This is a genomic window from Pseudomonadota bacterium, from assembly GCA_022572885.1.
Classification (GTDB): domain Bacteria; phylum Pseudomonadota; class Gammaproteobacteria; order Steroidobacterales; family MnTg04; genus MnTg04.
This window is the reverse complement of sequence record JACZVC010000018.1, coordinates 33,575-59,107: the sequence shown is the minus strand read 5'-3', so window position 1 is coordinate 59,107 and position 25,533 is coordinate 33,575. Positions and strand designations below refer to the sequence as shown.

Sequence of the window (25,533 nt, the reverse complement as noted above, 5' to 3'; positions counted from 1 at the left end):
GAGGGAGACAAAAATGTTGATTCCGGTCCGTCAAGTTCGCTAAGGTGGGCGGAGCAGCCGTCAAGGGCTGTTGGAGCGTGATACCGAGAACAGCTATCTCACCCTGGATGCCGTCGATGAGGGGCCGATGGATCAGCTGTTGGGTCATTCCATTACCTACCGCATCGCTGTTGGTCCGCAATAAGGTCGCAAGGTATTCGCATTGCTGACCTGCCCGCATTAATTGGTCCAGTTGTTAAGTTAGTCTAAGCGGTATTGAGACAAGATTGCCTTAATTGATCAGCGACGCAATGGCCGCTTTTGGCCATTTGCAGCTACTGGGCTGAATGTTCGCTTTGGGTCGAAAGCAGACGTTTTGCTTTTACTATTTGCGGCAGCGTGACCGCCGTTCGCAATGTCCGCCATATCCATCATGAAGGCAGAACTTCCAGTATTGATTACATTCCAACTTCGAATAGTCTGTATATCAATAGGTTAAGTGGCTACGATAATAAAGGTCCCGGACTGCTGGCCACGCTACTTAACGAAAACAATGGAATCAATATGACGACGGACAAGAAAGCCGCCGATGCGACCGCCGTGTACCGCCTGCGTGCCGACCGCAAACGGTGGGCAAAGCGTCGGGAAGAACTTATAGCTGCGCGGGAAGAAAAACTCGCGGGCGGTTGCGCCGTAACGTCGAACACGATTCTGGCACTCGAGGAGCGAATCAAACAATTCGAGATGAAACTTAGAGACACCGATCACATTGATCTCAGAACCGCCGAGGAGAAACGCGGAGTAGAGCGTAATGAATACACGCGGACAAAGGAAATAGAATCCCGGGGCTTAACCGAATTAGAGATACAGGCCCGCAAGAAACGTATACAGCGACGTCGTAGGGAGTACGTGAAGAGATTCGAGGATCACGCCATCTTGATGGAGAAGGTGTTTCATGAGCTGTCTCAACAACGAATATGGGCCAAGATAGAGGCAGTAAAGAAACAATGTACGGTGCGGCTACCTGACAATACGTTCAGTATCCAACTGGATGCCGACGCTAAAGAAGAGATCAAAACACTGCGAGCCGAGTTCGATACCCTCTGCGAGAAGCACCCAGAACTGCCCCGGAACGACTTTGACAATCCGAATGCGTTGTTCGACGTTTTACTTGAACAAGATGCCGCAAAAGAATATGGCTATTCGCCCATCCTCTATCACACGGATATGGAAGGGGAGCGCACAGAGCGGTTGCCATTACTGACTGAAGAGTGGGCAGCGAAGTATCGGGAGACGCAGGAGCGTACCGACCGCGTCACCGCTCCTCCAAGACTCGAAGCGGCTCAGCGATCACTCGCAGATAGCCTTCGCCAGCTTGAGACTGTTAAGGCGGCTCTCGATGATCCGCAGAGATGCCTTGATGGACATATGGACTACCTCCGGGAGTGGGTACGAAATGAGGAGAGTGGATGCCACAAGGTGGAACAATGGCTCGCGAAAACCAAAAACGACCTCGCAGCGGCTAAGCGTAGATTTCCAGATCGTACGGAGTTAGAAGACGACGCCCACGAGGAAGCGCTGCAGTTAGACAGCACGGCCCGTGGACATCTTGCCAACGCGCGTGGACGACTGGCGACTGCACGAGCCGACCCCAAAGGGACAGGCGAAATGTTGCGCTTGAGGAATGTGCGTCAACTCCCGGTTGCCGAGGAACAGGTTCAGGACGCCGAGAAACTGGTTCAGGACGCTGAGGCGGTAGTCACGAGGCTTTTTGAGGGTCTGAAAGTAGTCTGAAACGGCCGCCTACGGCTCCTCAAAAGGTCAAATTTGTGACCTCTCGATATGTCCACCCAACGATTCGTCTGTAGCTCAATAGTCATGAGCGCTACAGACGTTTTCGCCCGTGTTTACAAACGTCAAATACCCGTTACGGCCCCCCCACGAAGCTAACAACCGAAATTCACGGGTAAATTCACCAGAATCCGAGGAATCTTACCCGGTACCGAAGGCTCCTGAGAGAGTCAAATTGGCGATCTAGGAGTGTCCACCCTACGATTCGGCTGTATCTAAATAGCCACAGAGGCTGCAGGCGTTTTCGCCAACGTTTACAAAGCCCAAATACCCTCTACTACGTCCCCACGAAGCTAACTACCGAACTCAAGCGGTAGGAATACCTACTGACTGACAGCAACAAGTCCCTTGTGATTCCCCATAATGGCGAGATCAAGCCCACCGCCGGTCCGGCCAAGGCTCTCGCAGACCTGACGCCGCAAGAGGTCGATGCCGCTCTACGGGTCGGTGATTTCCAAGAATCCAACCAAGGTTTCTGCCGGCATGAGTCGACGTCTCACGTATGGCTGATGGGCTGAAGGTATTGGAAAGCTAAAGTCACCCGCCTTACGCCCGCTGGACACTCCGTACCGGACAATCTGCAACAGCCAATCGACTCGATGCACAGGTCGATGGATTTTCAGATCGGCTTAGGTGCGAACGGACTGCCGGAAGAGGCACTGGCAAGCACCATAGCGAACATCCCTGATCCCGCGATCAAGGTGAACTAGCAAGAGCGTGACGTGTACGAATCGAACTACACCACGGCTGTTCTATTGGAGCAACGCAACCTGCGGCTCCGCGGCTTGGCCGCCGATGCGAAGACTGCCGGCGAAGTAATCAATGTACGCATTCAGCGTGAAGGCATCGATGCCGTACTTCCACAGTACGCCAGATTCGTGCGGCGAAACGCTGCATAACCCGAAATCGTCCTATTGGTTTGGGATGGTGCCGTCCTGTTGCTCCTCTTCGGGGGAGCGCAGGCTTTCATCGTTTCGAATCATGTGGACACCAACCCGCACCAAGACCAAACCAACCCGATAGGAGAACGAAATGCCATACGCAAATCCGCAAGACACACAGCCGAAAGCAATTGATATAGGCGAAATCCTGAGACATTTCTTTGAGCATTCGCCCATCGATAAGTCGAGGGGCTACGAACTGCTCAACACGGTGTCCGACGAGGAACTTGCCATATTTCACATTGTGACCGAACAGACTGACCTTGCCGACCAGCCAACTGAGAATTGCTTTATGGGTGAGCTACACTCGAAACGCAGAGGCCGCAACGTGATTGTAAAGATGGCGCGGTACGACGACCAACACCATCCGATTATCGCTATGGCGGTCTTCGATATGGATAAGCCCACGCAAGAAGAAGCCATCGATAGCTTTGCGCTGTTCGCGAATGAAACCGGCGAAGGCTTTAACCCGGTCAACTTCAGCACGTACACCAAGCAGTAAGCAGGATATGTCTGAGGAAACCCGGCGCTGTTCGCAGTGCCGGGAACTCAAACCGCTCGAAGAGTTCGGTAGGTACAAGTATGGCCGCAATGGCCGACGAGCTTATTGTAAATCGTGCCGGTCCGAGTATGACCGACGATACCGGCGGGACAACAAGTCGAAGGTCTCCGCCAAGAATGCCCGACAGCGAGCGCTAAGACTCGGACAGACGCCTGATTGGTGCGCGCCTGGAACACCGGCCTACGCCGACATTCAATCGGCCTACGTGACTGCGGAGGCATTGACCGACGCGACCGGTCTTGAGTTCCATGTCGATCACATTGTCAGCCTGTTCAACGGCGGCCAACACTGTCCGGATAACCTTACACCGCTACGTGCTGACCAAAACATCGCCAAAGGATCACGGACGGACTGGCTTCCCCCGAAGCCGGTCTTCCTCCGCGTGAGCTTTGTTACCTACAAGAAATAAACCTAATTTGCGTGAGTAGTGTCTCGCAATCCGACTCCCCGAGACGGGCTTGATCCCCCGCCTTGGGGGTCCCTTTGAGACACCTTCACGTATCCCCTTAGACACTACAACGAGACACTGCTGTGAAGAAAATAAACGCACACAACATTGACGAACGCGACCGGAGCTTCAGTCCGTATCGCATCCCCTACGATGTCGGCGACAACATCGCACAGATCATCGTGGACAACGTACTGAATCAGATACGCAACTACGAACTATTCAAGGGACTCCGACGGCGCTCTCGTCGGACATCCGCTCACAATAACCTGATGGCAGCTATCACTGCTCTCGTGTGCGGCCTGATGCATCGCGCAGTGACCTCTGAGAAGGGCGCAGGGCGCATCCATTTGAGTCGACGCACCACGGTCAAGCAAAAGAATCGCTATCAAGCGGCCTTCGAAGGTCGGCCCACAGTCAAAGCTCTCGATCTACTGACGGCTCCCGAAATGGGATTCGCGGAACTGGCCGAACGTGGTGACTACTACGCCGGTCGACAGACCGCTTACAAGGCTGGCCCGAGTCTGCTTAACCTGATTGACGACCACAAGATTGTGCCGGAAGACATGACGCTCAGTGACGACGAAGAGATCGTCATACTGAAGAGCGCAAAGCCGACACAGAATAACCTTAAGGCCGCTCACGAGAACCGCGCGAAGTGGCTCGACTACATCGACACCGACCTATCGAACGGTTACCGCGACGAAATGCGCCGGATCAATGCGTATCTTCGACACGCTGATATAGATTACAGCGGCGGCAAGTTTGTGGATCTCACCAACCGTCGCCAGCGTCGCTACTTCAATAATGCATCGTTTACTGAGGGTGGCCGACTCTTCGGCGGTTTCTGGTTGAACGGACTGCGCGCCAAGCAGCGCAAGCACATATCAATCGACGGTTGCGGAGTGGTCGAAGTGGACTTCCGATCCATGATGCCGTCACTGGCGTATGCGAATCAGGGGCTATTACTCCCGGTACGGGGGTCTATCGAAGAAGTGACCGGCCCCGATGCCTACAACATTCCAGGCTTGGGCCAATGGCGCACTGGCGTCAAGCGCATCTTTGGCGCACTCATGTTTGCTCGGAAGCCGCTCGTAAGGTGGCCGAAAGGTGTTCGCGAGGAGAACTTCAAGGGATGCGACATTCCACTTCCTGAGATCGTATCTGCCATCAAAGCGCACCATCCTGCACTCGATTCGCTATGGGAACGTGGCTTAGGTCATTATTTCCATTTCATGGAATCAGAGATCATTGTGGACGTACTGCTCGAATGTATCGAGCACAACATCACAGCACTACAGGTTCATGACGGCCTTGTGGTCTCTTTCAGGCGAGAGACGCAGGCGGCTCAGATCATGATGGACAAGTTTAATGCCCATACTGGTCAGACTACCTTCGTTCACTCCACTGCCGTAAGACTCCTCCTTAACAGGTAGGTCTCAGTTCTCTACCCCTTAGAGGGTACTACTAAGTACAAATGTCACTTAGTGAGTCCCTATAAGTCCCTTAGGGAATGACCTACCTCCCCTTAGTGGCTCACTTAAGGCTGAAGCCCTTACACAGCAACGCTTTCAGAGGAATCCAATGCCTCAATACCTACCTATGACTCCCTCCGGAGTTCCCAAAGACCCCGATGGATTCCTCGCTGGCAGCATAGCCATGGAACTTTCAAACGAAGACTTTGAGACGCTCCGGACACACAGCGGTCACACTGCCGAATCCCAGGCTGTCTGCGCAAAGCTGCGTGAGGCCGGCCAGAAGTTCTGCGGTGTCTGCAACATCGTGAAGACACTCACAGAGTTCCACCGCAATTCCTCGACAAAAGACGGGCGGCATGGAGTCTGTAAGTCCTGCGACAAGCGCAACAAGTCTCGCGCTCGCGAGGGAGTGACCCTGTTCAACTTCACTGACGCAGAGCGAAACGCTCGGTACAGAATGCGTATGACGCCCGAAGAGCGCGTCGAGTACGACCGACGCGGCAACGCACAACGCCGCACCGCGTAACCCTCAATGGTGGCGCTGGCGGGTCTACTGCACCTGTGGTCGCAGGGCTTCCTTCTGCCCGTCAGTGCCGCCTCCCTTTACTCCAAGTAGCGCAAAAGAGGCCGCTAGTGAGTCACACTAAGTATCACACTTTAGAGTCTTTCTGATCGCTGGAAGCCTTATATATCAAGGGTCTCATGAGATGGTGCCGAAGGTCGGACTCGAACCGACACGCCCGAAGGCACAGCATTTTGAGTGCTGCGTGTCTACCAATTCCACCACATCGGCGTATTCGGACTGCAAGGGGGCGGCAGAAAACCGGGCGCAAGTGTAGCATGGCAGGCTAAAGATGAGGGGTCTGCCGGATTTCCCCCCCAACAATTTTCATTTACCTGCGACCCCGCTCGCCGATAAGGCATCAGAGAAGGCGAAATGTCGACATTCCTGCAAGCCAGTATCGATCCGGCCATCGTGAGCCGTGCCCAGCGCGGCGATCTGAAAGCACATGAGCTGCTCTACAAGGCCTATGCGAAACCGGTCTATAACCTGGCGATCCGGATATTGCATGACCCGAACCAGGCCGAAGAGGTGATGCAGGACACTTTCGTCGAGGTGATCCGCAAGATCGGCAGCTACCGGGGCGATGCGCCGGTCGGCGCCTGGATCAGGCGGATCGCCGCGAACAAGGCGTTGATGGTGCTGCGTTCGGCCTGGCACCGGCTGGCCACGCCGCTGGAGGCCGAACACGAACGGCCGGCCGAAGATCACCTCGCCATGGGCGATGGGTTGCGGGCCGTGGAAGGTGCCGAACTCGAACGCCAGCTGGCGAAACTGTCGCCGGTTACCCGTGCGGTGATCTGGTTGTATGACGTCGAGGGTTATACGCACAAAGAGATAGCGACAATGATGGGCAAGACCGCCAGTTTTTCAAAATCGCAGTTATCACGGGGGCACGAAAAACTGCGCAGGATGATGGCGGATGCCGGTGAGGTGGAAACATGCATGCAAATATCGAACAGCTACTAGATCTGCGAGACGCGCAAAGTCAGGACGGCCATGCCGGTGATCCTGGGCTCAGGGCGCACCTTGACAGTTGTGGCGCCTGTAAAGCGGAATTGTCTCGCCTGGTCACCCTGCGCGAGACCATGTGCTCCTTGCCGGAAATTGAGCCGCCCGATGGTCGCTGGCGAAATATCGTGCAGCCATCTGCGGAAAGTGGCTGGTCATGGCGGCAACCGCTGGCCTGGGGCATTGCTGCGTCATTGCTGGTGATGGTCTGGCTGGCGGGCAACCTCAGCGGTCGCGACTCGATTGACAACCGCGTCGTTGCCCCGACCGGCGATGTTGCACCGCCTTATCTCGCCGTTAACCAGGACGACGACGTGGATGTGCTGATCGATCGCTCGCGTCGCCTTGGCATGTTGTTGCAGAGCTTGCCCGGAAGGCCGGAGGTCGTCCGCGCGGGAACCGATAACACCATCGCCAGCCTGGAAAACAGTCTTGCATTGGTGAATTACACGCTGAACCAGCCCGACACCGCACTGACCTCTGGCGAGGCCAGGGATTTGTGGCGGTCCAAGGTGAATTTGATGGATTCGCTGGTCAAGGTGCGTTACACCGAGGCCAGTTTTGCTTCTTTGTGATCAATGTTTTAATGGAGAAAAATATGAAAATTTTGAGGATTCTAATCGCCGGCATTGCCGGCATGTTGTTCCTGGCGTTGCCGGTCCAGGCGACCGACGCCGAGAAAATTACCGAGGAATTGTTCGCCGAACTTGATGCGGTCGCCGATGTTGAGCTGATGAACGATGTCGTGTTCGAAAGCCTGCGGTTGGCACAGGCCCAGGTGGAATCGGTGCGCGAAGAAATCGAACTCGACCGCGCCGAACACGGCGCTGAAATGGCGCTTGCCCGGGAGGCGCTGGAACATGCCGCTCGTGAGATGGCTCGACTGGGTCAGGAAATGGCGGGCGATATCGCGATTCGCATCCATCGGCGTCAGCCAAAAGCGATGCTGGGGATCAACCTTGGCGGCGGCCCGGCAACGAAACATGACAATGGCGTAGAAGTGGTCGGTGTGTCGTCCGGTGGTCCCGCCGAAAAAGCCAGCCTCGAGGCAGGCGACATCCTGGTAAAGATCGACGATGTTTCGCTCAAAGCCGATGATGAAGAATCGTCGATTGGCAAGTTGATTGCTTACATGGCGGATGTGGAACCGGGTCAAAAAGTGACCGTGGGCTATTTGCGCGATGGCAAGTCCCATAGTGCCGTTATAGAAACCACCGAGTTCAAGTTCTTCGATATGAACTTCGATTTTGATTTCTCCGGTGGTGAAGATCTTGCGTTCGCATTTAGCGCCCCGGACGGCCTGCCGGGACATGCGCCGCATATAGCAAGAAAATTTTTCGCCTTTGGCGGGCACCGGTTTGGCGGCGCGTTGGGCGATATTGAGATGGTTTCCCTGACCGAGGAGCTTGGCGAGTATTTCGGCGTCAAGGAAGGCCTGCTCGTGGTGCGCGCACCAAAGGATGAAAACATCGATTTACGGGATGGCGATGTCATCCTGAAAATCGGTGACCGCAAACCGTCCAGTCCCGGCCAGGCGATCCGCATCATCGGCTCCTATGAGGCTGGCGAAACGGTCGAGTTGCAGGTGATGCGCAACAAGAAAAAACGCAAGCTGGAAATCACGCTACCCAAGATCGATCGGGATATCAGGATTTGGAAAAACAGCGACGATGCGATCATTCACAAGTTGAAAATCGTGCCGTCCACGGGCACTTGACGATTAAAACAGACGCAGGATCTTTGTTACGGCCCGGATACTTCCGGGCCTTTTTTTTCGGCGCCGGCAGGCGAAGCTGATACCATGCGCGACCTATGCAGCTCGCCGATTTTGATTATGATTTGCCGCAGTCGCTGATCGCCCAGGAACCGCCGGAGCAGCGCGGCGCCGGCCGTCTGTTGTGCCTGGATGGCGCCAGCGGCGCATTGCGTGACCGGCAGTTTTCCGATATTTGCGATCTTTTGCAGCCAGGCGATCTGCTGGTGCTCAATGACACCCGCGTGATACCGGCGCGGCTGACCGGCCGCAAGGCAAGCGGCGGCCGCTGCGAGGTCCTGATTGAACGCATCATCGATAGCGATCGCGCGACTGCGCAGGTCCGGGCCAGCAAACCGCCGCGCGCCGGGACCCGGTTGATATTCCAGGGCTGTCAGGCTGTCGTCGAGGGCCGCGACGGCGATTTGTTCCGGCTGCGTTTCGATCGTGCGGTGATGGATTGTCTCGCGAAAGACGGTCATGTGCCGTTACCGCCTTATATTCGACGCGCCGACCAGGCGCTGGACCGCGAGAGATACCAGACCGTATACGCGGATCGGCCAGGCGCGGTGGCGGCGCCGACCGCCGGCCTGCATTTCGACCAGGCCATGCTCGACCGCCTCGCTGAACATGGCGTGGGGCAAGCACGGCTGACCTTGCACGTGGGCGCCGGCACTTTCCAGCCGGTGCGGACCGATGATATACGCGAGCATCGGATGCACGCCGAACGGGTCGAGGTCTCGGCGGAGGTTTGCGGGGCCGTGCGCCGGACGCGCGAACAGGGCGGCCGCGTAGTCGCCGTGGGCACGACCGTCGTTCGCAGCCTGGAAAGCGCCGCCGCCGGCGGCGAACTGTGTCCCATGAGCGGCGAAACGAATCTGTTTATCTATCCCGGATACTGTTTCCGCGTCGTCGACGCCATGCTGACCAATTTTCATCTGCCGAGATCGAGTTTGTTGATGCTGGTCAGCGCGTTCGCCGGGCGCGCCGCGGTATTGGCGGCCTATCGCCATGCCGTGGACAAACGCTACCGGTTCTTCAGCTATGGCGATGCGATGTTTCTCAGGCCAGACCCCGCCACCGGGCAGAACCATGAATTTTGAGTTGCGCGCCGCTGACGGCGATGCGCGACATGGCAGGATGAGTTTTGCGCGGGGTACCGTCGATACGCCGGCGTTCATGCCGGTCGGCACCTATGGCGCGGTCAAGACGATGACCGCCGAAGAGCTCGCCGATCTGGGCGCCCAGATCATCCTCGGCAATACCTTTCACCTGATGCTCAGGCCGGGCGCCGGGGTCATCGAAAAACACGGAGGTCTGCATCGCTTTATGCACTGGAACGGGCCGATCCTGACCGATTCAGGCGGTTTCCAGGTATGGAGCCTGGCGCCACTGCGCAAAATTACCCCGCAAGGGGTGCGTTTTCGCTCACCGCTCGATGGCAATGAAATATTTCTCAGCCCGGAAAAATCGATGGAGATCCAGCACGCGCTGGCTGCCGATATCGTCATGATTTTCGATGAATGCACGCCGTATCCCGCGTCATTTGGCCAGGCGCAGGCATCGATGGAGTTGTCGCTGGACTGGGCCGAAAAATGCCGCCGCCGCTTCGACGAACTGAACGAGGGGTCAGCGGACACGGCATTGTTCGGCATTGTCCAGGGCGGCATGTACCCGGATCTGCGGCAAGTGTCGCTGGCCGGTTTGACCCGGCTGGATTTCGATGGTTATGCCCTCGGCGGCCTGTCGGTCGGCGAAAGCGAGGAAGAGCGTTCGATGGTGCTGGAGACCACGGTACCGTTAATGCCGGTCGACAAGCCACGGTACCTGATGGGGGTCGGTACGCCAGCCGATATCGTGCGGGCGGTCGCGCGCGGTATCGACATGTTCGATTGCGTCATGCCGACTCGCCATGCACGGAACGGTTACCTGTTTAGCAGCGAAGGGGTCATCAAGATTCGCAATGCACGGTTCCGGGAGGACAACGGGCCGCTGGATCCTGCCTGTGATTGTTATACCTGCAAGCACTATAGCCGTGCCTACCTGCGTCATCTGGATGCCTGCGACGAGATGCTTGGCGCCCGCCTGAACACCATCCACAACCTGCACTTCTATCAGCAACTGATGGCGCGGATTCGTACGCTCATCGGCGAGGGCCGGTTTGCCGATTTTGCCCGCAAGTTTCCGGCCGGCGAGCAGGCTGTCTGAATTAGTCTCAGCTTGTGGCATAATAGCGGGCTTTCGGGCCTGCCATGGCTCGATACAGCGGTTGAAAAAACCGGTCGTTTAGCATGTTCCAATCCGTGGCAAAACCGCGGATAACCGAGGGAGACAACATGGATTTCTTTATTTCCAGCGCATGGGCCCAGGACGCCGCCGCTCAGCAGAACCCGATGTCCAGCGTGTTTTTTATAGTCATTCTTTTTGTCGTGTTCTATTTCATGCTGATCCGGCCCCAGCAGAAAAAAGCCAAGCAGCACAAGGCGATGATCGGCGCGTTGAACAGCGGCGACGAAGTTGTGACCAACGGCGGCATCCTCGGTAAACTCACCGATGTCGGCGAGCATTTCGTAACCGTCGAAATTGCGGAGGGTACCTCCATCAAACTGCAAAGACAGGCGGTTGCGACGGTATTGCCCAAGGGAACCATAAAAAGTGCCTGATCAGGCTCTGCGACAAGGAAGCTGCAAATGAATCGATATCCAGCCTGGAAGAACATTCTGGTTGTCGCGGTCATTGTTTTTGGCACGCTGCTGGCGTTGCCCAATATCTATGGCGAAGATCCGGCCCTGCAGATCGCGCCCGAAAAGCGCGAGCCCATGGGCGAACTCGGGCTGAACCAGGCCAAAGGCTTCCTCGATGAAGCCGGCGTCGAATTCCTGGCCGCCCATCTCGAGCAGGACCGCGTGGTGGTGCGTTTCGCCGATAAGGACATACAAATCCAGGCAGCCGCCGTACTCGGGGAGCAGTTTGGCGACAATTACGTCGTCGCCCTGACCATGGAACCGCGTACGCCGGATTGGTTGCGTGAGTTGGGCTTGCAGCCGATGAGCCTGGGTCTCGATCTGCGCGGCGGTGTTTACTTCCTGTACGAGGTCGACCTGCAAGGCACCATCTCACAAACCTTGGAAAGGTACAGATCCGATTTTCGAGCGCTGTTGCGCGATGAGAAAATTCCCTACCGCAGTATCGAAGTCAGCGGTGACAGGATCAACCTGACGCTGCGTAACCCGGACGACCTGGATACGGTCAACGGCCTTTTGCGTGCCTACGATGCGCAGTTGGTGCTCAGCGACAGGCGGATCGGCGGGGACACGGTAGTCCGCGTCGGCATGAGCGCGAACCTGATCAAACAACGCCAGGATTTTGCGATCCAGCAAAACATCACGACCTTGCGCAACCGGGTCAACGAACTGGGCGTCGCCGAGCCTTTGGTCCAGCGCCAGGGATTGGGTCGTATCGTCGTTCAGTTGCCGGGCGTGCAGGACCCGGCGCAGGCCAAGATCGTTCTGGGTGCGACGGCAACTGTCGATTTCAGGCTGGTGGACCAGGACAGCAATGCCTATGAGGCGCAGCGCCGCGGCCGGCCGCCGCTGGGCAGCAAACTGTATTTCGAGCGCGACGGCTCACCGGTGCTGCTCAAGCGCGAGGTCATTGTCACCGGCGACCAGCTTACCGATGCGACCTCGGGCTTTTCGGAAGGCCAGCCGGCGGTCTTCGTCAAGCTGGACGCCAAGGGCGCGCGGCGGATGCTCGAAACAACGAAGAACAATCTGAAAAAATCGATGGCCGTCGTGTTTATCGAGCAAGTCTGCGATGAACTCGGTCCCGGCAACAGCGGCTGCCTCAGGTCTTCGACCCGTGAGGAAGTGATCAGCATCGCCACCATTCAGGGTATATTCAGCAGCAATTTCCAGATCACCGGGTTGACGCCGGTCGAGTCACGCGATCTCGCGCTGTTGCTCAGAGCGGGTTCGCTGGCGGCGCCCATATTCATCGTCGAGGAAAGAACCATCGGCCCGAGCCTGGGCCAGGACAATATCGACAAGGGCTTCGAGGCGGTCAAGATCGGTTTCTTCGCAATCTTCGTGTTCATGATCATCTATTACCGCGTGTTCGGCATGGTCGCGAACCTGGCGCTATCGGCTAATCTGGTGCTGGTCGTGGCATTGCTGTCGTTGCTGCAGGCGGTGCTGACGCTGCCGGGTATCGCCGGCATCGTGCTGACGGTTGGTATGGCGGTTGATGCCAATGTGCTGATCTTCGAGCGTATCCGCGAGGAATTGCGTAACGGCAACAGTCCGCAAGCCAGCATCGCCGCCGGTTATGGCAAGGCGTTTTCATCGATTATCGACGCCAACGTCACCACGCTGATCGCCGCGGTGGTCTTGTTCACCTTTGGCACCGGTGCGATCCGCGGTTTTGCCGTCACCTTGTCGCTGGGTATACTGACCTCGATGTTTACCGCCATTGTCGGCACCCGTGCGCTGATCAACGTGATTTATGGCCGCCGTCAGCATTTGGACCACCTGTCGATCTGAGAGGGATCTCCTGATGAAAACCACGCTTGTATTTTCCGGTGTTGACTTCATGGGCAAGAAGCGAATCGCATTCGCCTTTTCGACGCTGCTGCTCGTTATTTCAGTGGGCTCGCTGTTTGCCAAGGGCCTGGAATTCGGTATCGATTTCACCGGCGGCGTGCTGCTCGAGGTGGGCTACCAGGACGCCGCCGATTTGCCGCGAATCCGCAGCGGACTCGAGGCGGCGGGCTTTGCTTCCGCGCAGTTGCAGAATTTCGGCACCGATCGCGATGTGCTGATTCGCTTGCTGCCGCAGGAAGGCGAAGCGAGCAGCGATGCGGTCGGCGTGCAAATCCTCGAAGTGCTTTCCACCCAGGACCCGACCGTGACCTTGCGCCGGGTCGAGTTTGTCGGCCCGCAGGTCGGCGAGGAACTTCGCGAACAGGGTGGCCTGGCGATGTTGTTCGCCCTGCTGTTCATCATGGCCTATGTCGCGTTCCGCTTTCAGTGGAAATTCTCGCTCGGCGCGGTCGCTGCGCTGGTGCATGACGTGATCATCACCTTGGGGTTTTTCTCGCTATTCAACCTGCCGTTCGATCTTGCCGTGCTCGCAGCCGTGTTGGCCGTTATCGGTTACTCGTTGAACGACACTATCGTCGTCTTCGACCGGATTCGCGAAAATTTCTTGCGGATTCGTAAAAGCCATGCACTGGAAGTCATGAACGTATCCATCAACCAGACTCTGAGCCGCACGCTGATCACATCGATGACGACGTTGCTGGTATTGCTGGCCTTGTTTTTCCTTGGTGGTGAAGCCATCCATTCGTTCGCGACGGCGCTGATTGTCGGTGTCGTGATCGGTACCTATTCGTCGATATACGTGGCCAGCAGCCTGGCGCTGGTCCTGGATGTTTCGACCCAGGACCTGATGCCGCCGGTGATCGAAAAAGAACTCGACGAAATGCCCTGATGCTTCGATGGGCGCGGCATGCAGGCTAAAGAGCGCCAAGTGCGCCAAGGTGGGGATGGATGGCTTTCATCAGGTCTTTATAGACCTTCGGGTTGCCGGCGATGATGTTGCCGCTTTCGAGAAAGTTTTCGTCGCCGCTGAAGTCGGTTACGAAACCGCCGGCCTCACGAATAATCAGCGCGCCGGCCGCCATGTCCCAAGGTGACAAACCGGTCTCCCAGAACGCATCGAGCCGGCCGGCGGCGACATAGGCCAGATCGAGCGCGGCCGCGCCGGGCCTTCTGACCCCGGCCGCGCTTTTTATCACCGTCTTGAGCATTTCCATATACTCGTCGAGCCAGCGGTTGTTGTTGCGGAACGGGAATCCGGTGCCGATCAAAGCGCCTTGCAGGCCGCCTTGTTTGCTGACCCGGATTCGATGGCCGTCGACTTTGGCGCCCTGACCGCGCGAGGCTTCGAAAATTTCCTGGCGCATGACGTCGTAGATCAGGCCGCATTCCAGGCGGCCATTGATCTGTAGCGCGATCGATACGGCGAATACCGGGAAGCCGTGGAGGTAGTTGGTGGTGCCATCCAGCGGGTCGATAATCCAGACAAATTCGCTATCGCCGGTCTGGCCGCTTTCCTCGGCGAGGTAGGCGTGATCCGGATATGAATGGCGTATGGTCCCGATTATTTCCTGCTCGGCCAGCCGGTCGACCTCTGTGACGTAATCGTTGCGGCCTTTTTTGGTGATCTGCATCCGCTGTAGCCGGTTGATGTTGCGGACGATGATATCGCCGGCATTCAGGGCAGCCTGCCGGGCTATGTTCAGCATCGGATTCATCGGGATCACCTGTTTATCAAAGAGCAGTAACCGCCGTTATAATACGACGGCCTTTCGGGGGCGGAAGGATAGCAAACATTGGGGGTTTTCGCCGTTGTTGATTGAAATTGAGTGGTTCTGCGGGATCTCATCGTCATGAGTCAATCGTTGAGAATCGTGTTGCTGGAAACCAGCCATGCGGGCAATATCGGCGCCGCCGCACGGGCAATGCATAACATGGGATTGGACGATCTTTGGCTGGTGGCGCCAAAATCCTTTCCCGATGACGATGCTACCGCCAGGGCCTCCGGCGCGCACGAGTTGCTGGAATCGGCAACGGTGGTTGCCAATCTCGACCAGGCTTTGCAGGGTTGTGGCCTGGTTGCGGCGGTCAGTGCCCGGCAGCGCAGCCTGGCCTGGCCTTGCAAGACGCCGCGTGAAGCGGCTGCCGAACTGGTGGCGAGCACCGCCAATACAACGGTCGCTTTGTTGTTTGGCCGTGAAAAATATGGTTTGTCCAACGCGGAACTGGAACGTTGCCACCTGTTGATCAGCATTCCGGCGAATCCCGAATACAGCTCGCTGAACCTGGCCATGGCGGTGCAGCTTCTCGCCTACGAAATTCGCCTGGCGCGCGGGCAGAGCGCTCTGCCTCCGGCATCCGCCGACCCGCCGCCGGCGGTGGCCGAAGATATGCAGCGTTTTTATCAGCACCTGGAGGAAGTTCTGCTGGCAAGTGGCTTTCTCGACCCGGATAATCCGCGACACTTGATGCGTCGCTTGCGGCGTTTGTTCAACCGCGCCGCTCCGGATGAAAATGAGATCAATATTCTCCGTGGCATATTGTCGGCGGTGCAGAAACCAACCGGGAAAAAACCCAATGACTGAATCAGGACTGCCAATATTTCTGGATTACGCGGCCGGCACGCCGACGGACCCGCGGGTCGCCGCCAAAATGTCCGCCTGCCTGACGGCGGACGGTCTGTTTGCCAACCCGGCGTCGAGCAGCCATGTGTTCGGGCGGCAGGCGAAGGGGGCGGTTGAAAACGCCCGTGGCCAGGTCGCCGGCCTGGTCGGTGCAAACCGCCAGGAAATTATCTGGACATCCGGCGCCACCGAATCCGACAACCTGGCGATCACCGGGAGCGCACGGTTTAACCGCGATCGGGGCAGGCATATCGTCACCTCGAAGATCGAGCACAAGGCGGTGCTGGATACCTGCAGGCAACTGGAAAAGGAAGGCTTCGAGGTCACTTACCTGCACCCATTGGCGGGGGGCATGATCGACTCGCAACAAGTGGGCGAAGCGCTGCGTGACGACACCATCCTGGTCTCGCTGATGCAGGTCAACAACGAGATCGGGACCATTACCGATATCGCGGCGATCGGTGAATTGTGCCGCGAACGCGCCGTGCTGTTTCATGTCGATGCGGCACAGAGCGTGGGTAAGCTGGCAATCAACCTGGCCGAGTTGAAGGTGGATATGATGTCATTTACCGGGCACAAGATTTATGGTCCCAAGGGCATCGGCGCTTTGTATGTCTGTCGCAGTCCACGGTGTCAGCTCGATCCGATCATCCACGGCGGGGGCCAGGAAATGGGTCTGCGCGCGGGAACCCTGGCGACCCACCAGATCGTCGGCATGGGCGAAGCCTATGCGATTGCCGCGGCCGAACTGGAGTCCGAATACCAGCGCCTGCTGGCGCTGCGGGAAAAACTCTGGCGCGGGTTGTCGGCGCTCGATGGCGTCTGGCTAAACGGCGACCCGCAACGGCGCGTGGCCGGAATATTGAACGTCAGTTTCGCGGGGGTGGAGGGTGAAAGCCTGCTGCTGGCGTTGCACAAGCTGGCGGTTTCCAGCGGTTCGGCCTGTATCTCGGCGAGCACCGAAGCGTCATATGTGTTGCGGGCGCTGGGTCGCGACGACCAGCTCGGGCAGGCATCGATACGCTTCAGCGTCGGGCGGTTCAGCACCGAGGCCGATATCGATTTTGCGATCGCCGAAACCACCCGGCAAGTCACCCGCATGCGCGAGCTGGCGCCGCGGACGGCGGCCGCGGACGGCGCCTGACCGCAAGCGCAGTGGAATACAGCAAGGCAGTCCTGTCCCGCTTCCGGCGCCCGCGGCACGCGGGCCGTCCCCGGCTGCCCGCGGATCGGCTGGCCATCGGCCGCGCCGGCAAACGCCGTACCGGCAGCGATGTGGTTTTCTATTTGGAGATCATCGCCAGCCGGATACACGATGCCCGTTTCAAGGCCTATGGCTGTCCGCACACGATCGCGGTCGCGGAATACATGGCTGAGCGGCTGATCGGCAGGCCAGTGGACGATGCCGTGCAGGAAACCCCGCAACAGCTTGCCGACGAGCTGGGGCTGCCGGCGGAAAAGCTGGGGCAGGCATTGATTGTCGAGGACGCGATCGCCGCAGCGCTGGCTGCATGGGAAAAGCGGTAGACTGTCAGGGATTACATTCGAAAACATCTGTGAGAAAATACCTGTCATGGCCATATCGCTGACCCAATCCGCGGCCGACCGCGTCAAGGACTACCTGGAAAAAAGAGGTAGTGGCCTGGGTTTGCGCGTGGGCGTCAAGAAAACCGGTTGTTCCGGATTCGCGTATGTCATCAATTACGCCGACGCGGTGGAGGAAAACGATACCGTGTTCGAAGACCGTGGCGTCATGGTGGTGGTCGACAAAGATAGCCTGCCGCTGATCGATGGTACCGAAGTGGATTTCATCAAGCAGGGACTCAACGAGGCGTTCAAGTTCAGGAATCCGCGCAGCAAGGGCGAGTGTGGCTGCGGTGAAAGCTTCAACGTCTGATAACTTTCACGAAAAGCCCTAAAAATACCGGTATTTTCGTCGAAAAACATGGAAAATCACTAAATGGAACGTACTTTATCGATTATCAAGCCCGATGGCGTCGAAAAAAACATCATCGGCGAGATCTGCAAACGCTTCGAAGAAGGTGGTCTGCGCATAGTCGGGTCACGGATGATGCATTTGTCCACCGAGCAGGTCGGCGAGTTTTACGCGGTTCACAAGGAACGGCCGTTTTATCCCGATCTGGTCAGCTATATGAGTTCCGGTCCGGTCCTGGTGCAGGTGCTGGAAGGCGAAAACGCCATCGCGCGAAATCGTGAAATCATGGGCGCGACCAACCCGGCCGAAGCCGATCCGGGAACGATACGCGCAGATTTTGCCGCCTCGATAGACGCCAATGTCGTGCACGGTTCCGATGGGCCGGAAACGGCTACCTGGGAAATCGGCTTTTTCTTTGGCGACGACGGGGCCTGTCCGCGCACCCGTTAGGCGGCTGCCCGATCGCCTGATAATAATGATGAATGGCGAACGCCAAAACCTGCTGGGTCTTTCACGGGCGCAACTGGAGGATTTCTTCGCCGGGCTCGACGAGAGCCCATATCGTGCGCGCCAGTTGATGAAATGGATTTATCGTCGGGGCGAAGCCGATTTCGATCGCATGACCGATATCAGCAAGACCTTGCGCCAGCGCCTCAAGGAAATTGCCGAGATCAAGGCGCCCGGGATCGTAACCGAACAACTGTCGGGCGATGGCACGCGCAAGTGGTTGCTGCGTACCGATGCGGCCCAGGCGGTCGAGATGGTCTTTATCCCCGAGGCGGACAGGGGCACTTTGTGTATTTCCAGCCAGGTCGGCTGTGCGCTGGATTGCAGTTTTTGCGCGACCGGCAAGCAAGGTTTCAACCGCAACCTGGGCAGCGCGGAGATCGCCGGCCAGGTCTGGCTGGCAAAGCGTCTGCTCGGGGAAACGGCGCTGGCGTCGGAACGCGTCATCACCAACGTGGTTTTCATGGGGATGGGAGAGCCGTTGGCCAATTACCGCAATGTGGTGCCGGTACTGCAGCTGCTGATCGACGAGCTGGGTTTCGAGTTATCGAGGCGCCGGGTTACGCTGTCCACGTCGGGGCTGGTGCCGAACCTGGAAAAACTGGCTGACGACTGCAATGTGGCGCTGGCGGTGTCCCTGCATGCGCCCAATGACGAGCTTCGCGACCGCCTGGTGCCGATCAATCGCAAGCACCCGATCCGGGAATTGCTCGATGCCTGCTGGGTATATGCGAAAAAACACCACAACCGGCACATCACTTTTGAATACGTGATGATGGATGGCGTCAATGACAGTCCCGGTCTCGCCAGGGAACTGGCGCTTCTGCTGCGTGATCGGCCAGCCAAGGTCAACCTGATTCCTTTCAATCCATTTCCCGGCACCGGGTATCGTTGCTCGCCGGCGCAACGCATCGACGAATTCCGGCAAATCCTGCTGGACGGCGGTATCATGACCACCACCCGGCGCACGCGGGGGCAGGACATCGATGCGGCATGCGGGCAACTGGCCGGCAGGGTCAAGGACCGGACCACGGCGCGACTGGGTGACAAAATGAAGCTAAAGGCAGCAAGCGCATGAAAGCCATAATCCAGCATCTGATTATTTTATCCGCGGCGCTGGCGAGCGCCTGTGTGACCACCGGGCGCAAACCCGAACCCGACAAACAATCGATCAGCGCGGCCGCCGGCTACAATTTGCAACTGGGCGTCGCTTATATGCACCAGGGTCATATGGAGGCTGCGTTGGAGATACTGGAGAAGTCGATCAGGCAGGATCCCGATCGCGCCGACACCCATACGGCGCTGGCGGTCCTGTATATCCGGCTTGGCAGGCTGGCTGAGGCGGGTGCGGAATATCGTCGTTCATTGCGCCTGGAGCCGGATAACTCAGCGACCCTGAATAATTATGGTGCGTATCTTTGCCAGCGAGGGGATTACGACGAGGCGATGGAAAATTTCGCAAGGGCGGTGAAGAACCCGCTCTACCGAACGCCGGCTGCTGCCCATACCAACGCCGGCCTGTGTGCCCGCGATAAAGGGAACAGCGGGCAGGCGGAGTCGTATTTCAGGCTCGCCCTGGCAGCGGACCCCGAATTTATCGGCGCGCTCCTGCAGTTGGCGGATTTGAGTTTCGAAGAGAAAATTTACCTGCAGGCGAGGGCGTTCATGGACCGCTATATGGCCAGTGCGGCGTCGGCGACCCCCGATGCGTTGTGGCTGGGTCTGCGCGTGGAGGAGGCGCTCGGCGACAAGGCCGCGGCCGGTGCGTATTCAATGCAGCTGCTGGAGAAATTCCCGGATTCCGTCGAGGTCCGTTGGGTGCTGGAGGCGGAGAAAAATGCCGGATGAACCGGGCAAACAGGATGAATCGCAAGAGACCCGGACCGGTCCCGGTCAGCAGTTAAGGCAGGCGCGCGAAGCACAGGGTCTTGCGATTTCCCAGGTTGCGGCTGAACTTCACCTTGGCGAATACCAGATCGATGCACTGGAGAGTGAGCGCTTCGAGTTGATCGGCGCGCCGGTCTTCGTGCGCGGGCATCTGCGGAACTACGCGTTGCTGCTCAAGCTCGACAGCGAACAATTGCTTGGGCATATGCAGTCGCTGGGTACCGACCCGAGCCCCGCAGCGGTTTCAACCGAGGTCGAAATGGCGATGCAGCGAGACAAGCGGGTGCGCAGAATTTCACTGGCAGCCGGTTTTGTGATTGTCATTGGTGCGTTGTTCTATGTGGGTCTTTGGATCATCGAGCGGACCAATAATCTCGATGGCGGCGAACCGGCCGTCACGCCGCAGATTGCGATACCGCAGGCCGCAGGCAACGATCCGGCCGGCGATGTTGAACACGATACGCCGGGCGCCGCCGCGTCGCCTCACCAACTGCCGGCGGCAGCCGGCAATGGCGAAGCGGTTGAAGCATCGCCCGAGGCCGGACCGCCAGTGAAAGTGGCGCTGCCCACGAAACGCCTGACCGTGCGTTTCAATCGTGAATCGTGGATCGAAGCTTATGACGCGCGGGGACGGCGCCTGATTTATGAGATGGGCCTGGCGGGCAGCGAGCGGACTCTGATCGGCGTACCGCCGGTTGAAATTTTCCTGGGATTTGCCGATGGCGTGGAAATCCTGGTGGACGGCGAGCCGTTTGCACTGCAAAATGCGCGACGCCGCGGCAACACAGCCCAGATCACGATTGAGAGTGATTGAAAATCCCGCTAAAAATATGAGTAAAGGTATTCAGCCAATTCGGGGGATGAACGATATCCTGCCCGGGCAGACTGCCATCTGGCAACAGGTGGAAGCGGTCGCTCGCGTGCTTTTCGCTAAGTATGGCTACCGGGAAATTCGCGTACCGCTGCTCGAACGCACCGAACTGTTCAAGCGCTCGATCGGTGAGCTGAGCGATATCGTGATGAAGGAAATGTACAGCTTCGAGGATCGCAACGGCGAGAGCCTGACCCTGCGCCCGGAAGGGACCGCGGGCATTGTGCGGGCCGGACTCAGCAACGGCCTGCTGTATAACCAGCAACAGCGTCTTTGGAGCGGCGGTGCGATGTTTCGCTATGAGCGGCCCCAGCAAGGCCGCTACCGGCAATTTCACCAGCTCGATGTCGAGGCGCTGGGATTTGCCGGGCCGGATGTCGATGCGGAGCTGATCCTGTTGTCGGCGAGGCTTTGGCGCGAACTGGGGATCAGCGGCCTGACCTTGAAGATCAACAGCCTGGGTACCCCGGAATCCCGCAAGTTGTACCGGGAAAAACTGGTCGAATATTTTAAGGCTCACGCAGATGGCCTGGACGAGGACAGCAACCGGCGGCTCAAGGCCAACCCGATGCGCATCCTCGACAGCAAGAATCCTGAAATCGCCGAAATCATAGATGGCGCGCCGTCGATCACCGATTACCTGGATGAAGAATCAGCAAGGCATTTCAAGGATCTGCGCCGCTACCTGGATGAAGCCGGCTGCGAATACCAGCTTGCGCCAAGATTGGTGCGCGGCCTGGATTACTACACGCGCACGGTATTCGAATGGGTATCCGACCAACTGGGCGCGCAGGATGCGGTCTGTTCGGGCGGTCGTTACGATGGCCTGGTGGAGCAACTTGGCGGCCAGCCGACGCCGGCCGTTGGCTGGGCGCTGGGTATGGAACGCCTGGTTGCGCTGGTGGAGCAAGCCGGTTGTGCGGCCAAGCCGGCAGACCCCGATGTATTTTTTGCGATGCTGGGAGCCGAAGCCGAGTTCAGGGGCATGCGCCTGGCCGAGGAACTCAGGGACGCGCTGGATGATATCGCGGTCGTGTGTAATGCCGGTGGCGGCAGTTTCCGCAAGCAGCTGAAAAGGGCGGATCGCAGTGGCGCAAAACTGGCCCTGATCATGGGTGAAGAAGAATGCGCCTCCGGGACCATCGCGATCAAACCGCTGCGCAGCGATGAGCCGCAGCGAAGCTGCAATCAAAACGAACTGGTTGAACGCGTGCGGCAAATGCTGGCCGCGGGCGACCAAAACCTTTAGATCGGGACAGGAGTCGAAGTGGACGAGTTTCTTTCGGAAAAAGACCAAATAGCACAACTGCGGCAATGGTGGGGCGATAACGGCATGTACATCCTCGCCGGCCTGGTCATGGGCGTGGCCGGGCTGGTGGGCTGGAACCAGTGGCAACAGTATCGGGAAACGCGGGCCATCGAAGGCTCGGAGGCTTACACGGCCATGACCGAGGCGCTGGAAAACTCCGCAGCGGCGACCGCGCTGGAGGTAGGCGCCAGGCTGATCTCTGAATACCAGGATACGCCATACGCCGACCTGGCGGCATTCGCGCTGGCGAAATATCACGTGGGACAGTCGGAACCGGGACTGGCCGCGGGCTATGTGTCCGGCGTGCTCGAAAACACGCGCGATGAGGAAATCCGGCATATTGCGCGGCTGCGGCTGGCGCGCCTGCAAATGGAGCAGGCAGACCATGCCACCGCCTTGCAAACACTGGCTGTTCCCGAACCAGGCCGGTTCGCGGCGCGTTACCACGAACTCAGAGGAGACGTCCATTTTGGTCTGGGCGACCGCGCCGCCGCGCGTGACGAATACAGGCAGGCGCTGGGCCTGTTTGAGCGGGGTGTGGTCAACACTCAGTTGTTGCAGATGAAACTGGATAGCATGGCCGAGGAACCCACTGAAGCGCCGGGTGAGGATTCATGATCGACCCCATTTACCGCCTGTTGCCGGTTTTCCTGGCTGCCGCCCTTGCCGGGGGTTGTGGAATTTTTGGCAAGGATGAACCGGCGGACCCGCCCGTCGAGCTGGCGGGTTTTGATCAGGAATTCCGGGTGCGCAAGGTCTGGAGTGTCAAGATCGGCGGCGATACGGAGAATCTCTACCTGGGTCTGAACCCGGTTAGCGATGGCGCCCGGGTCTATGCGGCCAGCTACGACGGCAAGGTCATCGCGGTCGATACGATCAGCGGCAAGACTTATTGGAAGACCTCCATGGACATCGCGTTCTCCGGCGGACCGGGCGTGGGTGAAGGCATGCTGGTGCTGGGCAGCGGCAATGGCGAGGTGGTCGCCCTGAATACCGTCGATGGCACGCAGCGCTGGCGGACCAGCCTGAGCAGCGAGGTGTTATCGACGCCTGCAATCAGCAGGAATATCGTGGTCGTGCGAACGGTCGATGGCAGTGTTCATGGCCTGTCAGTGACCGACGGCTCACCGGTCTGGCTGATCGAACAGGAGGTCCCGCGGCTGACGCTGCGCGGAAACTCCAGCCCGGTAATCAGCGGCGACGTCGTTATCTGTGGTTTTGACGATGGCCGGGTCATGGCGATTTCCCTGGCAGACGGCGCCACGGTCTGGGACACGCTGGTCAGTCCGGCGACCGGCAAGACGGAAATCGAAAGGCTGTCGGATATCGACGGGCAGTTGCTGGTGATGGGCGCGGATATTTTCGTCGCCGGTTACCAGGGGCGGGCCGCGATGCTGGCGCTGGAATCGGGGCAGGCTTGGTGGGAACGCGAGCTGTCCAGTCATCGCGGCATCTCCAGCGATGGCAGCACCTTGTACCTGACCGATGACAAAAGCCACATCGTTGCGATGGCGCGGCGCAACGGTGAAATCATTTGGCAACAGGACGCGTTGCACCGCCGGATGCTGACCACGACCGCGGTCTATGGCTCTTTCCTGCTGGCCGGCGATTTTGAGGGCTATCTGCATTGGTTCAGGCGGACGGATGGACGGCTGGCGGCGCGCAACAAGGTTGGCGGCGGCCGGATCAGTGCGACGCCGCTGGTGCTCGATGACCTGGTTTTCGTGCAAAGCGATGGCGGTCGGTTGTCGGCTTACCGGGCAAAACTGCCCGCCGACGAGGACTGAGGCCTCGATGAACGCGCCGGCGGTCGCGGATCCCGGTGGCGGCCTGCCGGTCATCGCCCTGGTGGGCCGGCCCAATGTCGGTAAATCCACGCTGTTCAATTTCCTGACCCGGACCCGCGATGCGCTGGTGGCCGATGTGCCGGGGCTGACCCGCGACCGGCAATACGGCTTTGGCAAGATTGGCCCGCGGGATTACCTGGTCGTCGATACCGGCGGCCTGTCAGGCGAAAAGGAAGGCATCGCCGCGCTGATGGCGCGGCAGACACAAGCCGCGCTGGACGAAGCCGATGTCGTACTGTTCATGGTGGACAGCCGTGAGGGTCTGATGCCGAGCGACGCCGATGTCGCGGAAATGCTGCGTCGCCTGGGCAAGACTTTATACCTGGTGGTCAACAAGGCCGAGGGTTTGCAAGCGGATGCCGCCGGCGCCGAATTCCATGCGCTGGGCATGGGCGAACCGCTGGCGATCTCCTCGGCGCACGGGCACAACATCGCGGCCTTGATGGAGCTCGTACTCGAGGATTTTCCGGATACCAAAATCAATCTCGACAGCCTGTACCCGGGAATCCGGGTCGCCGTCGTCGGCCGTCCCAATGTCGGGAAATCCACGCTGATCAACCGTTTCCTCGGCGAGGAGCGGCTGGTTACCTTTGACCAGCCCGGCACCACCCGGGACAGCGTATTCGTGCCGTTCTCGCGCGATAAACACGATTACACGCTGATCGACACCGCCGGTGTACGCCGCCGGGCGAGGGTCAGCGACCTGGTCGAGAAATTCAGCATCATCAAGACCCTGAAAGCGATCGATGACGCCCACGTGGTGATCGCGTTGGTCGAGGCCCGCGAAGGCGTTACCGATCAGGATGCCGGCTTGCTGGGACTGATCGTGCAACGTGGCAGGGCGCTGGTGCTCGCGGTCAACAAATGGGATGGCTTGAGCGAGGAGCAAAAGCAGAATACCCGCCGCGGCATCGAGTTGCGCCTGCCATTCGTCGATTTCGCCTCGCTGCATTTTATATCCGCGCTGTATGGCAACGGCGTTGGTAAATTGCTCGGCGAGGTCCGCAAAGCCTACGCGGCCGCGATGCGCGATCTGTCGACGCCGGACCTGACTGCGTGCCTGGAAGACGCGGTCAGCCGCCACCCGCATCCGCTGGTCGGTGGCCGGCGGATCAAGTTACGTTATGCCCACCAGGGCGGCAGGAATCCGCCGATCATCGTCATCCACGGCAACCAGACCGCCAAGGTCAAGGCTGATTACCGGCGTTACCTGATCAATCATTTCAGGAAGGTCTTCCGCTTGAAAGGCACACCGATACGCGTCGAGTTCCGCAGCGGCAAGAATCCCTACGCGGGCAGGCGCAACAAGCTGACCCCGCGCCAGGAGAAAAAACGCGAGCGCCTGAGAAAACACGTTAAACGCAGATAG

The 25,533-nt window shown here is 58.6% G+C and carries 27 protein-coding genes, 1 tRNA gene and 1 pseudogene; 27 read left to right on the top strand and 2 right to left on the bottom strand.

Going from position 1 to position 25,533, the window contains the following annotated elements; translation table 11 throughout:
* The first annotated feature begins 67 nt into the window (after positions 1-67).
* From IIA05_08255 to IIA05_08225, 7 genes and pseudogenes are all read left to right on the top strand, one after another.
* Positions 68-181: pseudogene (locus tag IIA05_08255) on the top strand (IS91 family transposase).
* A 197-nt stretch (positions 182-378) separates the two neighbouring features.
* Complete coding sequence (locus IIA05_08250; protein ID MCH9027089.1) at positions 379-1,773, top strand: hypothetical protein; 1,395 nt, start codon at positions 379-381, stop codon at positions 1,771-1,773.
* Positions 1,774-2,552: 779 nt separating this feature from the next.
* Positions 2,553-2,729: a hypothetical protein gene (locus IIA05_08245; GenBank protein ID MCH9027088.1), complete on the top strand. Its 177-nt coding sequence runs from the start codon at positions 2,553-2,555 to the stop codon at positions 2,727-2,729.
* 133 nt (positions 2,730-2,862) lie between these two features.
* Positions 2,863-3,273, top strand: coding sequence for a hypothetical protein (locus IIA05_08240; GenBank protein ID MCH9027087.1), 411 nt, complete (start codon positions 2,863-2,865; stop codon positions 3,271-3,273).
* Between the two features lie 7 nt (positions 3,274-3,280).
* Complete coding sequence (locus IIA05_08235; protein ID MCH9027086.1) at positions 3,281-3,742, top strand: HNH endonuclease; 462 nt, start codon at positions 3,281-3,283, stop codon at positions 3,740-3,742.
* 122 nt (positions 3,743-3,864) lie between these two features.
* Complete coding sequence (locus IIA05_08230; GenBank protein MCH9027085.1) at positions 3,865-5,217, top strand: hypothetical protein; 1,353 nt, start codon at positions 3,865-3,867, stop codon at positions 5,215-5,217.
* A 346-nt stretch (positions 5,218-5,563) separates the two neighbouring features.
* Complete coding sequence (locus IIA05_08225; protein MCH9027084.1) at positions 5,564-5,785, top strand: hypothetical protein; 222 nt, start codon at positions 5,564-5,566, stop codon at positions 5,783-5,785.
* A gap of 182 nt (positions 5,786-5,967) precedes the next feature.
* Here IIA05_08225 and IIA05_08220 read toward each other — a convergent pair.
* Positions 5,968-6,052 (bottom strand) — tRNA-Leu (locus IIA05_08220).
* Positions 6,053-6,196: 144 nt separating this feature from the next.
* On the opposite strand from IIA05_08220, the gene IIA05_08215 reads away from it, so the two are divergent.
* The 8 genes from IIA05_08215 to secF all read left to right on the top strand — a co-directional run bounded on the left by IIA05_08215 (position 6,197) and on the right by secF (position 14,075).
* Positions 6,197-6,790, top strand: coding sequence for an RNA polymerase sigma factor (locus IIA05_08215; GenBank protein MCH9027083.1), 594 nt, complete (start codon positions 6,197-6,199; stop codon positions 6,788-6,790).
* Positions 6,763-7,407 (top strand): hypothetical protein, encoded by a 645-nt coding sequence (locus tag IIA05_08210; protein ID MCH9027082.1) that lies wholly within the window; start codon positions 6,763-6,765, stop codon positions 7,405-7,407. The genes IIA05_08215 and IIA05_08210 overlap by 28 nt, the downstream gene beginning before the upstream one ends.
* A gap of 23 nt (positions 7,408-7,430) precedes the next feature.
* The gene (locus IIA05_08205) at positions 7,431-8,549 is read left to right on the top strand and encodes a PDZ domain-containing protein (protein MCH9027081.1); all 1,119 of its coding nucleotides are present in this window, start codon (positions 7,431-7,433) and stop codon (positions 8,547-8,549) included.
* A 95-nt stretch (positions 8,550-8,644) separates the two neighbouring features.
* Positions 8,645-9,688, top strand: a complete 1,044-nt coding sequence (gene queA, locus IIA05_08200; protein MCH9027080.1) for a tRNA preQ1(34) S-adenosylmethionine ribosyltransferase-isomerase QueA — start codon at positions 8,645-8,647, stop codon at positions 9,686-9,688.
* Complete coding sequence (gene tgt, locus IIA05_08195) at positions 9,678-10,793, top strand: tRNA guanosine(34) transglycosylase Tgt (protein MCH9027079.1); 1,116 nt, start codon at positions 9,678-9,680, stop codon at positions 10,791-10,793. Before queA ends, tgt begins: the two co-directional genes overlap by 11 nt.
* A 128-nt stretch (positions 10,794-10,921) precedes the next feature.
* The gene (gene yajC / locus IIA05_08190; GenBank protein MCH9027078.1) at positions 10,922-11,248 is read left to right on the top strand and encodes a preprotein translocase subunit YajC; all 327 of its coding nucleotides are present in this window, start codon (positions 10,922-10,924) and stop codon (positions 11,246-11,248) included.
* A 27-nt stretch (positions 11,249-11,275) separates the two neighbouring features.
* On the top strand, positions 11,276-13,126 hold the full coding sequence (secD, locus tag IIA05_08185; GenBank protein ID MCH9027077.1) for a protein translocase subunit SecD: 1,851 nt from the start codon (positions 11,276-11,278) through the stop codon (positions 13,124-13,126).
* Positions 13,127-13,139: 13 nt separating this feature from the next.
* A complete protein-coding gene (secF, locus tag IIA05_08180; GenBank protein ID MCH9027076.1) occupies positions 13,140-14,075 on the top strand; it encodes a protein translocase subunit SecF in 936 nt (311 codons plus the stop codon).
* 25 nt (positions 14,076-14,100) lie between these two features.
* Here the strand turns inward: secF and IIA05_08175 are convergent, their stop codons facing one another.
* The gene (locus IIA05_08175) at positions 14,101-14,901 is read right to left on the bottom strand and encodes an inositol monophosphatase (protein ID MCH9027075.1); all 801 of its coding nucleotides are present in this window, start codon (positions 14,899-14,901) and stop codon (positions 14,101-14,103) included.
* A 135-nt stretch (positions 14,902-15,036) separates the two neighbouring features.
* Here IIA05_08175 and trmJ point away from each other — a divergent pair, with 135 nt between their 5' ends.
* The 12 genes from trmJ (at position 15,037) to der (ending at position 25,533) form a co-directional block, all read left to right on the top strand.
* Positions 15,037-15,768: a tRNA (cytosine(32)/uridine(32)-2'-O)-methyltransferase TrmJ gene (gene trmJ, locus IIA05_08170; GenBank protein MCH9027074.1), complete on the top strand. Its 732-nt coding sequence runs from the start codon at positions 15,037-15,039 to the stop codon at positions 15,766-15,768.
* The gene (locus IIA05_08165; GenBank protein MCH9027073.1) at positions 15,761-16,951 is read left to right on the top strand and encodes an IscS subfamily cysteine desulfurase; all 1,191 of its coding nucleotides are present in this window, start codon (positions 15,761-15,763) and stop codon (positions 16,949-16,951) included. Before trmJ ends, IIA05_08165 begins: the two co-directional genes overlap by 8 nt.
* Before the next feature lie 11 nt (positions 16,952-16,962).
* Entirely contained in the window at positions 16,963-17,334 is a 372-nt protein-coding gene (locus tag IIA05_08160) for an iron-sulfur cluster assembly scaffold protein (protein MCH9027072.1), read from the top strand.
* A gap of 46 nt (positions 17,335-17,380) precedes the next feature.
* Positions 17,381-17,704, top strand: coding sequence for an iron-sulfur cluster assembly accessory protein (locus IIA05_08155; protein MCH9027071.1), 324 nt, complete (start codon positions 17,381-17,383; stop codon positions 17,702-17,704).
* Between the two features lie 63 nt (positions 17,705-17,767).
* Positions 17,768-18,193 carry a nucleoside-diphosphate kinase gene (gene ndk / locus IIA05_08150; protein ID MCH9027070.1) on the top strand — a complete coding sequence of 142 codons (426 nt, stop codon included), beginning with the start codon at positions 17,768-17,770 and terminating at the stop codon, positions 18,191-18,193.
* Positions 18,194-18,218: 25 nt separating this feature from the next.
* Positions 18,219-19,328, top strand: coding sequence for a 23S rRNA (adenine(2503)-C(2))-methyltransferase RlmN (gene rlmN / locus IIA05_08145; protein ID MCH9027069.1), 1,110 nt, complete (start codon positions 18,219-18,221; stop codon positions 19,326-19,328).
* Positions 19,325-20,098, top strand: a complete 774-nt coding sequence (gene pilW / locus IIA05_08140; protein MCH9027068.1) for a type IV pilus biogenesis/stability protein PilW — start codon at positions 19,325-19,327, stop codon at positions 20,096-20,098. The genes rlmN and pilW overlap by 4 nt, the downstream gene beginning before the upstream one ends.
* Positions 20,088-20,951 carry a helix-turn-helix domain-containing protein gene (locus IIA05_08135; GenBank protein MCH9027067.1) on the top strand — a complete coding sequence of 288 codons (864 nt, stop codon included), beginning with the start codon at positions 20,088-20,090 and terminating at the stop codon, positions 20,949-20,951. Before pilW ends, IIA05_08135 begins: the two co-directional genes overlap by 11 nt.
* Before the next feature lie 16 nt (positions 20,952-20,967).
* Complete coding sequence (gene hisS / locus IIA05_08130) at positions 20,968-22,257, top strand: histidine--tRNA ligase (GenBank protein ID MCH9027066.1); 1,290 nt, start codon at positions 20,968-20,970, stop codon at positions 22,255-22,257.
* Positions 22,258-22,275: 18 nt separating this feature from the next.
* The gene (locus IIA05_08125) at positions 22,276-22,935 is read left to right on the top strand and encodes a tetratricopeptide repeat protein (GenBank protein MCH9027065.1); all 660 of its coding nucleotides are present in this window, start codon (positions 22,276-22,278) and stop codon (positions 22,933-22,935) included.
* Positions 22,932-24,104: an outer membrane protein assembly factor BamB gene (gene bamB / locus IIA05_08120; protein ID MCH9027064.1), complete on the top strand. Its 1,173-nt coding sequence runs from the start codon at positions 22,932-22,934 to the stop codon at positions 24,102-24,104. Before IIA05_08125 ends, bamB begins: the two co-directional genes overlap by 4 nt.
* Before the next feature lie 7 nt (positions 24,105-24,111).
* A complete protein-coding gene (gene der, locus IIA05_08115; GenBank protein MCH9027063.1) occupies positions 24,112-25,533 on the top strand; it encodes a ribosome biogenesis GTPase Der in 1,422 nt (473 codons plus the stop codon).

Excerpts from the sequence above, each read along its gene's own strand:
- IIA05_08240 (MCH9027087.1), top strand. The coding sequence starts at position 2,863 with ATGCCATACGCAAATCCGCAAGACACACAGCCGAAAGCAATTGATATA.
- IIA05_08235 (MCH9027086.1), top strand. The coding sequence starts at position 3,281 with ATGTCTGAGGAAACCCGGCGCTGTTCGCAGTGCCGGGAACTCAAACCG.
- IIA05_08215 (MCH9027083.1), top strand. The coding sequence starts at position 6,197 with ATGTCGACATTCCTGCAAGCCAGTATCGATCCGGCCATCGTGAGCCGT.
- IIA05_08210 (MCH9027082.1), top strand. The coding sequence starts at position 6,763 with ATGCATGCAAATATCGAACAGCTACTAGATCTGCGAGACGCGCAAAGT.
- IIA05_08205 (MCH9027081.1), top strand. The coding sequence starts at position 7,431 with ATGAAAATTTTGAGGATTCTAATCGCCGGCATTGCCGGCATGTTGTTC.
- queA (MCH9027080.1), top strand. The coding sequence starts at position 8,645 with ATGCAGCTCGCCGATTTTGATTATGATTTGCCGCAGTCGCTGATCGCC.
- tgt (MCH9027079.1), top strand. The coding sequence starts at position 9,678 with ATGAATTTTGAGTTGCGCGCCGCTGACGGCGATGCGCGACATGGCAGG.
- yajC (MCH9027078.1), top strand. The coding sequence starts at position 10,922 with ATGGATTTCTTTATTTCCAGCGCATGGGCCCAGGACGCCGCCGCTCAG.
- secD (MCH9027077.1), top strand. The coding sequence starts at position 11,276 with ATGAATCGATATCCAGCCTGGAAGAACATTCTGGTTGTCGCGGTCATT.
- secF (MCH9027076.1), top strand. The coding sequence starts at position 13,140 with ATGAAAACCACGCTTGTATTTTCCGGTGTTGACTTCATGGGCAAGAAG.
- IIA05_08175 (MCH9027075.1), bottom strand. The coding sequence starts at position 14,901 with ATGAATCCGATGCTGAACATAGCCCGGCAGGCTGCCCTGAATGCCGGC.
- trmJ (MCH9027074.1), top strand. The coding sequence starts at position 15,037 with ATGAGTCAATCGTTGAGAATCGTGTTGCTGGAAACCAGCCATGCGGGC.
- IIA05_08165 (MCH9027073.1), top strand. The coding sequence starts at position 15,761 with ATGACTGAATCAGGACTGCCAATATTTCTGGATTACGCGGCCGGCACG.
- IIA05_08155 (MCH9027071.1), top strand. The coding sequence starts at position 17,381 with ATGGCCATATCGCTGACCCAATCCGCGGCCGACCGCGTCAAGGACTAC.
- ndk (MCH9027070.1), top strand. The coding sequence starts at position 17,768 with ATGGAACGTACTTTATCGATTATCAAGCCCGATGGCGTCGAAAAAAAC.
- rlmN (MCH9027069.1), top strand. The coding sequence starts at position 18,219 with ATGATGAATGGCGAACGCCAAAACCTGCTGGGTCTTTCACGGGCGCAA.
- pilW (MCH9027068.1), top strand. The coding sequence starts at position 19,325 with ATGAAAGCCATAATCCAGCATCTGATTATTTTATCCGCGGCGCTGGCG.
- IIA05_08135 (MCH9027067.1), top strand. The coding sequence starts at position 20,088 with ATGCCGGATGAACCGGGCAAACAGGATGAATCGCAAGAGACCCGGACC.
- hisS (MCH9027066.1), top strand. The coding sequence starts at position 20,968 with ATGAGTAAAGGTATTCAGCCAATTCGGGGGATGAACGATATCCTGCCC.
- bamB (MCH9027064.1), top strand. The coding sequence starts at position 22,932 with ATGATCGACCCCATTTACCGCCTGTTGCCGGTTTTCCTGGCTGCCGCC.
- der (MCH9027063.1), top strand. The coding sequence starts at position 24,112 with ATGAACGCGCCGGCGGTCGCGGATCCCGGTGGCGGCCTGCCGGTCATC.